The sequence below is a fragment of the Bartonella sp. AP19HLJMH genome (assembly GCF_042196245.1).
GTDB lineage: Bacteria > Pseudomonadota > Alphaproteobacteria > Rhizobiales > Rhizobiaceae > Bartonella.
In genome coordinates this window covers 87,674-100,392 of the sequence record NZ_JBHIPX010000004.1, presented here as the reverse complement: position 1 = coordinate 100,392, position 12,719 = coordinate 87,674, and the positions used below count along the sequence as shown (strand labels likewise).

The 12,719-nt window shown below is 36.3% G+C and carries 11 protein-coding genes and 1 other RNA gene; 11 read left to right on the top strand and 1 reads right to left on the bottom strand.

The window, feature by feature from the left end:
• Positions 1–274 precede the first annotated feature (274 nt).
• Positions 275–838: a c-type cytochrome gene (locus ACFINR_RS03575; RefSeq protein WP_375652508.1), complete on the bottom strand. Its 564-nt coding sequence runs from the start codon at positions 836–838 to the stop codon at positions 275–277.
• 104 nt (positions 839–942) lie between these two features.
• Here ACFINR_RS03575 and ACFINR_RS03570 point away from each other — a divergent pair, with 104 nt between their 5' ends.
• The 11 genes from ACFINR_RS03570 (at position 943) to miaB (ending at position 12,702) form a co-directional block, all read left to right on the top strand.
• On the top strand, positions 943–1,674 hold the full coding sequence (locus tag ACFINR_RS03570; protein WP_375632301.1) for a 3-deoxy-manno-octulosonate cytidylyltransferase: 732 nt from the start codon (positions 943–945) through the stop codon (positions 1,672–1,674).
• Entirely contained in the window at positions 1,671–2,534 is an 864-nt protein-coding gene (locus ACFINR_RS03565) for a prephenate dehydratase (RefSeq protein ID WP_375652507.1), read from the top strand. Before ACFINR_RS03570 ends, ACFINR_RS03565 begins: the two co-directional genes overlap by 4 nt.
• A 537-nt stretch (positions 2,535–3,071) precedes the next feature.
• Positions 3,072–3,479, top strand: coding sequence for a hypothetical protein (locus tag ACFINR_RS03560; RefSeq protein ID WP_375632299.1), 408 nt, complete (start codon positions 3,072–3,074; stop codon positions 3,477–3,479).
• Between the two features lie 1,587 nt (positions 3,480–5,066).
• Positions 5,067–5,164, top strand: an RNA gene (gene ffs / locus ACFINR_RS03555) — signal recognition particle sRNA small type.
• Between the two features lie 223 nt (positions 5,165–5,387).
• A complete protein-coding gene (locus ACFINR_RS03550; RefSeq protein WP_375652506.1) occupies positions 5,388–7,328 on the top strand; it encodes a DNA polymerase III subunit gamma/tau in 1,941 nt (646 codons plus the stop codon).
• Positions 7,329–7,342: 14 nt separating this feature from the next.
• Positions 7,343–7,666 carry a YbaB/EbfC family nucleoid-associated protein gene (locus ACFINR_RS03545; RefSeq protein WP_375632297.1) on the top strand — a complete coding sequence of 108 codons (324 nt, stop codon included), beginning with the start codon at positions 7,343–7,345 and terminating at the stop codon, positions 7,664–7,666.
• 30 nt (positions 7,667–7,696) lie between these two features.
• Positions 7,697–8,305 (top strand): recombination mediator RecR, encoded by a 609-nt coding sequence (gene recR, locus ACFINR_RS03540; protein ID WP_375652505.1) that lies wholly within the window; start codon positions 7,697–7,699, stop codon positions 8,303–8,305.
• A 69-nt stretch (positions 8,306–8,374) separates the two neighbouring features.
• A complete protein-coding gene (locus tag ACFINR_RS03535) occupies positions 8,375–9,403 on the top strand; it encodes a YeiH family protein (protein WP_375652504.1) in 1,029 nt (342 codons plus the stop codon).
• A 713-nt stretch (positions 9,404–10,116) separates the two neighbouring features.
• Positions 10,117–10,803 (top strand): tRNA (adenosine(37)-N6)-threonylcarbamoyltransferase complex dimerization subunit type 1 TsaB, encoded by a 687-nt coding sequence (gene tsaB, locus ACFINR_RS03530; protein WP_375652503.1) that lies wholly within the window; start codon positions 10,117–10,119, stop codon positions 10,801–10,803.
• Positions 10,803–11,294, top strand: coding sequence for a ribosomal protein S18-alanine N-acetyltransferase (gene rimI / locus ACFINR_RS03525; protein ID WP_375627639.1), 492 nt, complete (start codon positions 10,803–10,805; stop codon positions 11,292–11,294). The genes tsaB and rimI overlap by 1 nt, the downstream gene beginning before the upstream one ends.
• Positions 11,295–11,325: 31 nt before the next feature.
• Positions 11,326–12,702, top strand: a complete 1,377-nt coding sequence (miaB, locus tag ACFINR_RS03520; RefSeq protein ID WP_375632294.1) for a tRNA (N6-isopentenyl adenosine(37)-C2)-methylthiotransferase MiaB — start codon at positions 11,326–11,328, stop codon at positions 12,700–12,702.
• Positions 12,703–12,719: the final 17 nt, after the last annotated feature.

Sequence of the window (12,719 nt, the reverse complement as noted above, 5' to 3'; positions counted from 1 at the left end):
ATCCTTCAGCAATAATTTCACAGACAAGTATATGTAGAAAAAGTGAAGCACACAAATCTTGAAAACCAATCCACAGACGACAGTGTAAAGAGTGCATTTTTATAAAAGATCTCTTTAAAATAAGCGAGTAAATATGCAATGTTAAATGTGTTCTGTTTTGCGTGAGGGGCGTTCCCCCTAACAAAACATCAATAAGAGCTCTTTTTATAAAACTGTGAAACTAAAATTACAAAAAAATCAGACTTCTTTCTAAAATTAACATCTATGGTATAAGTTAATTTGGCTCATTCGCTTTATTATTATCCATTGGTAAAGGAACAGGATGATCGGATAAACTGCGTAAATAAAGCAAAAGATCGGCACGATCTTGGTCATTTTTAATTCCACGAAAAGACATAATGGTCCCAGGAAAAGCTTCACGTGGAGAATGTAAATAACGATCTAACGTTACAAAATCCCATTTTTGATCAGAATGAGCACGTAATGCCCGTGAATAAGCAAAACCTGCTGCTGATGCCAAAGGGCGGTTAACAATCTCCCAGAGAACTGGACCAACACGCCCTGCTTCATTGCGTCCAGATGTGTGGCATATGGCACATTGGCGAAAAACTTTACGGCCATTTTCAAAATTGCCTTGTTGAAGGCGGCTATTTAGTGATAGGGAAACATCAGGTGCTTTTTGTTTTTCTTGAAATATATCATTCTTGGCAACTGTATGATGATATTGGACTGATGTAGGATGATCGTAAATTATATTGCTGAGTGTGGAAATCCCCACAACAGCGACCAGCACACACAAAAAAGCACAAATAAAATAAATAAATCTCCGGCGATTCATAAAAACTCAAATGTTCACGGTTTCATTACCATTTTTAGTCTAAGCTTTTTCTTTATAACACACAACATCATAAATGCATCACAGATGACATTGGGAATCTTACAATGGCTCTTGAACCAATTATTCTTATTCCTGCCCGTATGGGCTCAACCCGTCTTCCTCAAAAAGCTCTCGCTGAAATTGGCGGAAAACCGATGATTGTTCATGTCGTAGAACAAGCCAAAAAAGCTGGAATAGGACGTACAATCGTTGCAACAGATCATAATGATATCGCTAAAGCTGTTGCAGATTATGGGCATGAATATATCATAACACGAGGTGATCATAAGTCTGGATCTGATCGTATTTATGAAGCTTTAGTGCGTATTGATCCTGAACAACGCTACAACGCCATTTTAAATATACAAGGTGACTTACCAACAATCATGCCTCGTGAAATCATTCGTGCGCTACGCCCTTTAGAAAATAGCTTTACTGATATTGCAACCTTGGGTGCCAAAATCATTGAAGAAAATGAAACAAGAGATCCCAATGTTGTCAAAATCATTGGTACACCGCTTTCTCAAAATCGCCTTCGTGCTCTTTATTTTACGCGCGCCAAAGCACCTTATGGAGAGGGTCCTCTTTATCACCATATTGGAATATACGCCTATAGGCGCGAAGCACTTGAGAAATTTGTATCATTCAAACCCTCACCACTTGAGAAACGTGAAAAACTTGAACAATTACGTGCATTAGAAAACAATATGCGTATCGATGTGGAAATAGTCGATACAATTCCCTTAGGTGTAGACACACAACATGATCTCGATAGAGTTTGTGAGATTTTAGCATGAAAATACTTAAAAAAAACAATAAAATTTCTTTCCAAGGAGAATACGGCGCTAATTCCCATATTGCTTGCTCCAATATGTTCCCCAATATGGATGCTGTTCCCTCTGCTACTTTCGAAGACGCCCTTAATTTAGTGGAAAGCGGGAAAGCTGATCTTGCTATGATCCCTATTGAAAATACCCTTGCGGGACGCGTTGCAGACATTCATCATCTTTTACCACAGTCATCTCTTTATATTATTGATGAATATTTTTTACCTATCCATTTTCAACTCATGGTTTTGCCCGGCGTTACACATGACGAAATTAAAACCGTCCACAGCCATACGCATGCCCTTGCACAATGCCGAAAAATCATACGAAACAACGGTTGGAAACCTGTTGTTTCTGCTGACACCGCTGGAGCTGCAAAATTTATTAAAAAAAATGCTAAACGTTCACAGGCTGCCTTAGCACCTTTAATCGCAGCAGAACTCTATGGACTTGATATTCTTGAAAGAGATGTTGAAGATAACCCTCATAATATTACCCGTTTTGTCATCCTTTCACGCTCCAAACGACATGTCCCCAAACCTCAAAATGGCGAAAAAATCATCACCAGTCTTCTTTTTCGAGTGCGCAATGTCCCCGCTGCTCTCTATAAAGCTATGGGAGGATTTGCAACGAATGGTATCAATATGACAAAATTAGAAAGCTATCAAATTGGTGAAAATTTCAATGCAACACAGTTCTTTGTTGATATTGAAGGACATCCTGAAGACCCGATGATGAAACTTGCCTTAGAAGAATTATCTTTCTTTTCTGCAGAACTGCGTATTATCGGTACTTATCCAGCACAAAACGATCGAACATCGTATATATAAAAGCAATTAAGCTGCTATCATTTTTTGTTGATATCAAAAAGCATCGTAAAAATTTCATAATGCAACGTATCTTGAAAGAGCTCGTTTTTTTCTACTCAACACCCTTCATAAAAACTGAAGAAGAAAAAACGGCTCATAAAAGAATATATAAATTATTTCCATAATATTTTTTCACAAATTATATCATGATAAAAAGCACTTCAACTTGTATAAAAACCAGTGTAAAAAAACACAGTAACCAAAAATAAAAACGCTTGTACCATCTATTTCCCTTTATATATTCAAAGAGAGCTTCTTGAGAAAAGTCATTTCCTCTGACAATATTCCAATAAAGATAACGAACTTCTAAATTAGCTCTCAAAACAATTCAAATTATTATACATGATAGAGCATTCAAATTTCTTAGACTGATATCAGTCTGAACATGGTTTAAAGCTAGAAAATGCAACTCAACCCTGATTTTAGCGTTAAGTTTGAGCTTTTATCTTTATAAAAATTGATTTATGATTCACCTCACTTTAGAAAAAGGAGAGGATAATGAAAAAAATCTTCATGCAAGTATTATTAGCCGCAAATATTCTTGCCTACTCTAGTGTTGCATTTGCTGGCTTTGGTGAGAAAAAATGGAATTTTGGGCTGGATGAAAGTGTTGTGATCATCCCATCCGATACAATCCATCAAGGAGCTGAATACTCTTGTAGTATCTTTAAACCGAAGAAAGTATCCTTTACTTTATCGTACTCTACCCCTTCTGATTTAAACAAATTGAGAATTGCTGTTGATGATGAAAAGAAAATAACCCATGATAAAGAAAAGAAGATCTTTATCCTAAAAAATATAAAATCTCTTCATATAAGTTTTCCTTCGTCAGGACATTATATTTTTAAAAATATTACGAAGAAAAAAGTTGTTGGAACAAATTGTGACACAGGAGATTATGATTAACAATATTTCTATAACATCTAAATTTGAGTAGAGTTATTCTTTTTTCAGGTATTTTTTTCAAAATAGGGCATAATGAGCCATTAAAACTAATCGCTGAAAAGGTTATTTTTATCCTAATATGGCAAACCTTAAGCTGCTTATAAGGTTAGATATTAAAGAACTTTTTCGAAAACTAAAAGACTAAACTTAAATTGTTCTGTATTTTCTACTATCAGAGCTATTTTTTTAATAAGAATATGACTTCTATCTTCGCAACTGCTTTATTTTAAGTACTATAAAGCACATCGTACCCAAATCACTTAGATAAACAGAAAAGTAAAATTTGCTCTACAGATGCATTCCTCGCTGCATTTTAAATCATACTCATTCAGCTTTTGTAAAAATTCATCTCGCTTTTCCCTCCTTATTAAAGGATATAATTATTTGAAACTATAAAATATCGCTTATATCGAATAAGAACCATTTTTATGCTTATAAAACCAGTATCCCCTTATTTCTATAGCGTTGAATGTTGCATCTTCTCTTGTATAAGTACAGCCCCTTAAAAATATATGAAATCTTTTCTCAAATAATGAAACTTCATATATTGATCCATTTTGTGATAAACATCAATGTTTTTTAATTAAAAGAACAAGCACGCAAAAAAAGAGCGATAACATCTACTCAGTATTTATATATTTATATTATGTTAAAAGAAAAAACATTACATATTTTATATTCTCATTCACTATAGAAATGAGGTGGTACTCTTATAAGATACTGGCTTATCATTATAAGACTTTGATTTTCTTACACTGAATTACAACCACAAATAAAGTAAGATCCTCCCATCTTAAATCTCATATTGAATCAATTAAAATCGTTTCCTTGAAAGTTACAAATGGGAGTGATGTGTGAGTAAAAACGATTAAAAAAGGAATAAAAATGCTTCTTATAAAGCCTCTCAAGTGCAAGGGATCGCAACATTGGGAGTTGTTAAGTAGTATGAGGGCTAAAATTTATACTTTGTATTAAGCATAAAGAGGGTAGCGCAACAATAGATTTATAACTCAAGGGAAGCATGTATACTATTTATGAGTGGAGTTTGAAATATAGTTAAGAGTATTGAGCAATCGCTCTTTCAAAAGCCTGTGAATGTATAACATTAAATGTATTCTGTTTGGGATGTTCTGTTTTGTATAGAGGAGCAACACCATTAAAGCAATATTTTATAATTCTTTAAATAGCACTCTTCCCCCTGACTTTCGAATGTTAGCCAATCACATGATCTATCTGCTTTATTTGCTTCTTTGACTGTTGTAAATTTTTGATGATTCAATTTCGTAGTTTTAGAACAGATGTATCTATCCTAAAACTCTTACATGTTTCAGCGAATGAGATAATTATACATTCAGACTATCTTAAGCGAAAAAATATTTTCATACCAAATAAATATGCAGAGCTACTGCTATAAAAACTGGTAAATCCACAATCTCTTTGTTGTTTATATATCAATAAATTAAATGCAAAGGAAAATTCTTCGTCTTTCTTAGGATATTTTTCGTTTCTGAGCTTGATTTTTCATTCCAAATCGACAATATGGACTTGGGAGGTTGGTGGTGGACGAACTACTCGCCAACTGGGTCAGGTCTGGAAAGAAGCAGCCCCAACGAGTTCTGGTACGGGTCATCGTTCCAACCTCCTATTTTGCTGAAGAAATTATTTTTTATGCTGTCTTTTAGCGAGGTATTTTTAATCTTCAAAGCGGCATTTGTATGCAGCAAATAAAGGGGTTTTGTTATTTTTAAACAAATTGTCCCATAAATAATTTGATTAAGAAAAAATCCTTTTATATGAGACTACAGTATTGATCTATGCTTTTGTATTATCAAAATGTACGCATAAAGAACTTCGAAGTTGGAAATACTCATGGAAAATTTACCGGTAGAAACAGCCTATCGTGTTCTTGCTCGTAAATATCGACCCCAAAACTTCTCTGACCTCATTGGTCAGGAAGCTATGGTGCGTACTCTCACCAACGCCTTTGAAAAAGGTCGTATTGCACAAGCGTGGATGTTAACAGGGATTCGTGGCGTAGGTAAAACCACAACAGCACGTATTTTGGCACGTGCACTTAATTATAAAACAAAAGATATTGACCAACCAACAACTGTATTGGACTCTCTTGGTGAACATTGCACACAAATTATCGAAGGACGCCATATTGATGTTATAGAAATGGATGCCGCTTCTCATACGGGCATTGATGATATTCGTGAAATTATTGAACAAATACGCTATCGTCCTGTTTCTGCACGCTATAAGGTTTATATTATCGATGAAGTACATATGCTCTCAACACAAGCCTTTAATGGTTTATTGAAAACTCTTGAAGAACCACCTTCCCATGTGAAATTTATTTTTGCCACAACAGAAATTCGCAAAGTTCCTATTACAATTCTTTCGCGTTGCCAACGTTTTGATTTACGACGTATTGACTCAAAAGCTTTGAGTGCACATTTGCGTCAAATTGCGAAATATGAAAAGGTAGAAGTAGAAGATCAAGCACTCTCTATGATTGCCCGTGCTGCAGAAGGATCTGCACGTGATGCATTATCCATTTTTGATCAAGCAATCGCCCATAGCAATGGCAATGTTAATGCTATTGCGGTGCGTACAATGTTAGGATTAGCGGATCAAGCACGTATTATTGATCTTTTTGAATTTATCATGAAGGGCGATGTTGTCAATGCGTTACATGAATTACGCAGTCAATATGAAGCAGGTGCTGATCCTCTTACTATATTGACAGAACTAGCCGATTTTAATCATCTGGTCACACGTTTACGTTTTACACCAGAAATAGTGGAAGATTTCTCTCTGACTGAAGAACAACGTTTAAGAAGTTTAGACTTTTCAAAAAAACTTTCCGTTCCTATTTTATCCCGAAACTGGCAAATGTTACTCAAAGGTTTACAGGAAGTTAATCAAACTGCACGTCCTCTTCAAGCCGCTGAAATGCTTTTAATTCGTCTTGCTCACATGGCTGACTTACCAACTCTTGATGAGGCTTTAAAAAAGCTTACGCAAGAAAAAACGCCTCTCACACTGGTTAAAAACTCTTCTCATCAAGAATCTACAAATGCAAATAATATAACAAAAGAAACAATGATCGGAGCCCATGCTTCCTCGAGCGTTTCAAATACATTACCCGATCAATCAGATTTAAAAACATCTTTGAAAAACCAATTAGATCATTCCTTACAACCAGAAAATTTAGTTGAAAATCAAAACCATGACAAAATCAACGCCCAAGAAGTAACAGAAATTCCAGAAACTTCTCAATCTACTGATCTTTCTGAAAAGATTGCAAATTCATCGCATTCTGTCACGCAAAAAACAGAAAAGATTACTGAACCTAAAACTCTCGTGATTAATTCTTTGCACGATATTGTTCAATTAGCCGAACAGCACAATGACGTTCCTTTCAAACTCCTTGTTAAAGAATTTGTTCATCCTGTTTCTTTTGAAGCTGGGCATATTACCTTAAGACTTTCTGAAAATACCCCACAATTTCTTGCTCATGATATAGAAAAAAAGATATCTCAATGGACTGAAAAACGCTGGACAATAACTTTTGTTAATGAAGGAGGTGGCCCAACCTTACAGGAGGAAAGTATAGCGATTCAAAAGACTCTTTTTTCCAATGCAGAAACAGATCCTGATATCGCGAAAATCCTCAATCATTTCCCAGAAGCAAAAATTGTCGATATTCGACTCAATAAAGAAGAAAATGATCTTGATTTACTCCCCAATACCTTTAAAAATGCTGATATTTTTAAAAATAAAAATGATATCAATGATGAATAAGGATACCTATTCCTATGCGTGAAATGATGAGCATGATGAAAAAAGCCAAAGAAATGCAAGAAAAAATGCAGAAGATTCAGGAGGAAATAGCTAATCTGCAAGCTGTGGGCACTGCAGGGGGTGGTCTCGTCAATATCACTTTAAATGGCAAAAATATTATAACAGCAATTCAAATTGATCCTTCATTACTCAAACCTGAGGAAGCTGAAATTCTTGAAGATCTTATTATGGCAGCTTATAATGAAGCAAGAACAAAAATCGAAATCGCAATAGAAGAAAAAACCAAAAGTATGACGGCAGGGCTACCACTCCCATCAGGTTTCAAGCTTCCATTTTAATGAAACGGATTTTTTCCGTGGGACAAAAATATGTCTAAATACATTGCAGGACCTGAGATTGAACGTCTCATTCAGATTTTATCACGGTTACCAGGTCTTGGTCCACGTTCAGCGCGTCGTGCTGCACTTCATCTTATCAAAAAAAAAGAGACATTGCTGGAGCCTTTAGGAGCAGCTATACAAGCAGCTATAGAAAAAGTCGGCATTTGTTCTGTTTGTGGAAATGTCGATACCATTGATCCTTGTTCAATTTGTACAGATTTGCGCCGCGATGATACAACAATCATCGTTGTTGAGGATATTGCTGATCTGTGGGCTCTTGAACGCGCAAAAACTTTAGCCGCACGTTACCATGTGTTGGGTGGACGACTCTCCCCCTTAGATGGAATAGGTCCTGACGAACTCAACATTGCCACCTTAATACAGCGTGTTGTACAAAACCCTACTATTACGGAGATTATTCTTGCTGTCAATGCGACTGTCGAAGGTCAAACAACTGCTCACTATATCACCGATCAGCTTTCCAATTTTCCAGTTAAAATTACGCGACTTGCTCATGGTGTCCCTGTAGGAGGCGAGCTTGATTATCTTGATGACGGAACTTTAGCAGCAGCTGTACAAGCAAGAACAAATCTTTAAAAATTTCTTTCTCTTACCTGTTATCTCGTTTTATTTACTATTATTTCTTTGTATGGGGAAAATATTCAAGTGATAAAGAAAAAACTCTCACTTTTAAACGACTTTGGTCCTGGTATTCTAGTATGTTTACTCATATCAGCCTTAGCTTATGGCTTAGAAGTCTTAGAAAAACAGCTTTTGGGACAAGCTTGGCTTGAAAGCCTTGTTTTGGCAATTCTTTTAGGATCGATTATCCGTAGTTGTTTTCCTTTGCCAACATATTTTCAAAAAGGTATCACCTTTTCTGCAAAAACACTTCTCGAAATTGCTATCGTTCTTCTAGGAGCAAGCATTAGCATTAACGCAGTCCTTTCAGCTGGTTGGAATTTGCTTGCTAGTATCATTTTCGTGATATTCGTAACGATTATCCTGAGCTTTGCCATCGGCCGACTTTTCGGGCTTTCTACACATTTAGCAATGCTGGTCGCTTGTGGGAATGCTATTTGTGGCAATTCAGCTATTGTCGCCGTTGCACCTGTCATAAAAGCAAAACATGACGATGTAGCCGCGTCAATTGCCTTCACTGCTCTTTTAGGAATTCTTATTATTTTATTTCTACCCTTTTTACATCCATCTCTGAATTTGTCATTTAGCCAATATGGTGTGCTTGCTGGCATGGTTGTGTATGCTGTACCACAGGTTTTAGCAGCAACAGCACCTATCTCTTTTCTGAGTGTTCAAATTGCAACAATTGTCAAATTAGTACGGGTTCTCATGTTAGGCCCTGTTATTTTTACTCTATCAATCATTTATCGCCGATCAGCACAAACACGCTTGCGTTTACATACCCTCGTCCCATGGTTTATCATTGGCTTTATTATCATGATGCTTGTTCGCTCAAGTGGTCTTATCCCTGAAAAGGCTATCAATCCCATCAAATTTATTGCCCAGTTGTTTACTGTTATCTCAATGGCTGCACTAGGATTAGGTGTTGATATCCGATCACTAAAAAAAGCAGGATGGCGCGTCATTTTGGCTTCAACCTGCTCCATAATTATTCTCGGTATTTGTAGCCTTATCATGATACAATTGAATGATTTAAATCATATAACATTTTAAATGTGCATTGATTATTATTTTTTCAACGTAGTATGCAATCAACCCAAAGTCCTCATTATTATTAAAATCAGTTCTTTCATAAACCAGAAAAAGTTCTAAAATACTGCTCATTATTCTATACAAAAAATTGAAAGAGCTGATATTTAAGTGAAAACTGTCAAATGTGCTTTTCAGTCCATAATGATTTGCAACAGGGTAGTATCAAAATACGTAACTCATGCAAAATAATGCCATTTCTTTCATCTGCTCTCATTACGCTAAGGTTTTTATACAAAGACTGATAAAATATATTCTTATTTGGAAAAAATGTGGGGTCATAACTTTTCCTCTTTTAAATTACTTTTACTTACTATGTAATACAAGTGGCATCAAAGTACTATTTGATAGCTTACAAGTTGTGACAACCCTTACATTTAAACGATTCGTGAAAGGAGTTTTGATTCATACGCTAACTCCGCTTGTAATATACAAGCTAATAACTTTAATTGTTTCACCATAAGTAGACTTAAAATAAGAGAATCTTACAATACTCAAGGTACTCATTCAAAAAGTGATAAAAATAAGGATTAAATCAACATCTCGTTCTATCCCATAAAAAGATATTGTTGCTTATTGGCACTAGTAACTTTCTTACAAATGAAATATACGATAATGAAAAGATTAAAAATACAGCAGGACTTTTATTTATCGTTTTATTCAACTAAAATATTTTTATGCTTATCCTTGCTATAGATACTGCTTCAATTTATTGTGCTGTTGCGCTTATTCGTCATAAATCTGTTATTGCGCGTATCAATGAACGCATGAACAAAGGACATGCCGAAAAAATTATTGGGCAGATTACACAAATAATGAAACAAGCCAATATGACGCTTGATCAAGTTGAGCGTATTGCTGTCAATATTGGACCTGGATCATTTACTGGTGTACGTGTCGGTGTTGCAACAGCGCGCGCTTTGGCATTAGCACTTGAAATACCAGCTGTTGGAGTGAGTGCTCTTGAAGCGTTAGCAGCACAAGTCATAAACAGTAAAAGTACAGTATCGGCAATTACTGTTGTCATTGAAGCAGGGAGAGGGATGTTCTACCATCAAAATTTTCATAATGATCTCACACCTTTGGGAGCGCCGAGATTAAAAACAATTGAAAATATCCTCGAAGATTTGCCAAAAAAAACCCGACTGACTGGCCCAGCTGCTGATGTCGTTGTGGAGCATGTTAAAAACCATAAAATACACGAAAAAATTGTCCTAGAAAAAATTCCCTGCGAAGCGGCCGATATTGTAAACTATGCTTATCTTGCTGCAAACAAACAATCAAAAAATTCACCTCGCCCACTCTATCTACGCAGCGCTGATGCAAAACAACAAACCAATTTTGCTTTACCACAAAAAAAATAATGCCCAAATTTTCATTGACAAAAAAGAATTTTGGAATTGCTCCGCTACAAGTTAATGATAGTGCTTCTCTTCATCAAATTCATCAGCATTGTTTTACCCCTTCTTGGGAAAAACAAGCTTTTGATAATTTCTTAACAGATCACTCTATCTTCGGATACAAAGCTTTTCTCATTGATCACTCTGATCAAATTTTAGGCTTTTGCCTATGCCGTCTCATCCTTGATGAAGCAGAAATCATCACAATTGCTGTTCACCCTCATTATCGTCAAAAAGGAATTGGTACCTTTCTTATTGAAAGCACAGTTCACTATCTTCACGACAAGGGCGCCATAAAATTATTCTTGGAAGTAGAAGCCACAAATCTTTCTGCTTTGAACCTTTATCAACGCTTTGAATTTCAAAAAATTTCTGAACGTCTTGCCTACTACGCGTCAAAAAATGGTCGTGGTGATGCAATTATCATGCAAAAAACTTTTAAGCAAATAGATTGAGATTTGTGTAAAAAACATTTACACATGCGCTATGAATAAAGTAAATCCTAAAAATACGCCTCCTGTTGCTCCTAAAAAGGTTTTTATCAAAACCTATGGATGTCAAATGAATGTTTATGATAGCCAACGGATGACTGATAGCCTCAGTTCGCAAGGCTATGTGACAACACAAATTCCCAATGATGCCGATCTTATTCTTGTTAATACCTGTCATATTCGTGAAAAAGCAGCAGAAAAACTTTATTCTGATCTTGGTCGTTTGCGCGTTATGCGTCAAGAGCGCACACCTGATAAACCCCTGATGGTTGGTGTAACAGGTTGTGTTGCACAAGCTGAGGGAAGTGAAATCTTGCGCCGTGCTCCAACAGTGGATCTTGTTATTGGTCCGCAAATGTATCATCGCTTGCCAGAATTGTTAGAAAAAGCAAAACAAGGAAAAAAAATTATCGAAACAGACTATGCTGTTGAAGATAAATTTGCTCATTTGCCGCCCCATAATAAACATGCAGTAAGAAAACGAGGTGTTAGCGCATTTTTAACAGTACAGGAAGGTTGCGATAAATTTTGCACTTTTTGTGTTGTTCCTTACACACGCGGTGCTGAAATATCACGGTCTGTCGAGCAAATTACCGAGGAAGCCCTTCAACTCATCGAAGCGGGTGTCAAAGAAATTACGCTGCTTGGACAAAATGTCAATGGTTGGCATGGACAAAGTGCTGATGGCAAAACTTGGCGTCTTGGCGATCTTCTTTATCATCTCGCAAAACTCGATGGTTTAAAGCGTTTGCGTTACACAACCAGCCACCCACGTGATATGGATGATAGCCTTATTGCCGCGCATCGAGATCTTGATATGTTAATGCCTTACCTCCATCTTCCTGTTCAATCAGGTTCAGATCGCATCTTAAAAGCCATGAACCGACAACACAAAAGCTCTCATTATCTTCATCTTATCGAAAAAATTCGAACCGTACGGCCAGATATTGCCTTTTCAGGCGATTTTATTGTAGGGTTTCCAGGAGAAACAGATGAAGACTTTGAAGAAACCATTAAACTTATTCAACAAGTACAGTACAGTTCAGCTTATTCTTTTAAATATTCCCCCCGTCCTGGAACAGTGGGAGCCACAATGAAAAATCATGTTGATGAATCTGTAAAAGATGCCCGACTTCAACATTTACAAGCCCTTCTCCTTGAGCAACAAAATGCGTTTTTGCGTTCTAAAATTGATCAAAAAACGGACGTTCTCATCGAAAAACCTGGACGTCACTCAGGGCAAATGGTAGGGCGTTCCCCTTGGCTTTTACCTGTTGTTGTCGATACAGAAGCCTCTACAGGTAGCGTGATAGAAATTCATATTAAAAATGCAAGCTCAAACAGTTTTGTTGGTGAAGTGACAAATAGATAAACATGCCTCTAATACCT

What these genes read in the sequence shown, in the direction of transcription:
- recR (WP_375652505.1), top strand. Translation starts at nt 7,697, where the DNA reads ATGTCTAAATACATTGCAGGACCTGAGATTGAACGTCTCATTCAGATT.
- tsaB (WP_375652503.1), top strand. Translation starts at nt 10,117, where the DNA reads ATGCTTATCCTTGCTATAGATACTGCTTCAATTTATTGTGCTGTTGCG.
- ACFINR_RS03560 (WP_375632299.1), top strand. Translation starts at nt 3,072, where the DNA reads ATGAAAAAAATCTTCATGCAAGTATTATTAGCCGCAAATATTCTTGCC.
- ACFINR_RS03550 (WP_375652506.1), top strand. Translation starts at nt 5,388, where the DNA reads ATGGAAAATTTACCGGTAGAAACAGCCTATCGTGTTCTTGCTCGTAAA.
- ACFINR_RS03545 (WP_375632297.1), top strand. Translation starts at nt 7,343, where the DNA reads ATGCGTGAAATGATGAGCATGATGAAAAAAGCCAAAGAAATGCAAGAA.
- ACFINR_RS03565 (WP_375652507.1), top strand. Translation starts at nt 1,671, where the DNA reads ATGAAAATACTTAAAAAAAACAATAAAATTTCTTTCCAAGGAGAATAC.
- ACFINR_RS03575 (WP_375652508.1), bottom strand. Translation starts at nt 838, where the DNA reads ATGAATCGCCGGAGATTTATTTATTTTATTTGTGCTTTTTTGTGTGTG.
- miaB (WP_375632294.1), top strand. Translation starts at nt 11,326, where the DNA reads ATGAATAAAGTAAATCCTAAAAATACGCCTCCTGTTGCTCCTAAAAAG.
- rimI (WP_375627639.1), top strand. Translation starts at nt 10,803, where the DNA reads ATGCCCAAATTTTCATTGACAAAAAAGAATTTTGGAATTGCTCCGCTA.
- ACFINR_RS03570 (WP_375632301.1), top strand. Translation starts at nt 943, where the DNA reads ATGGCTCTTGAACCAATTATTCTTATTCCTGCCCGTATGGGCTCAACC.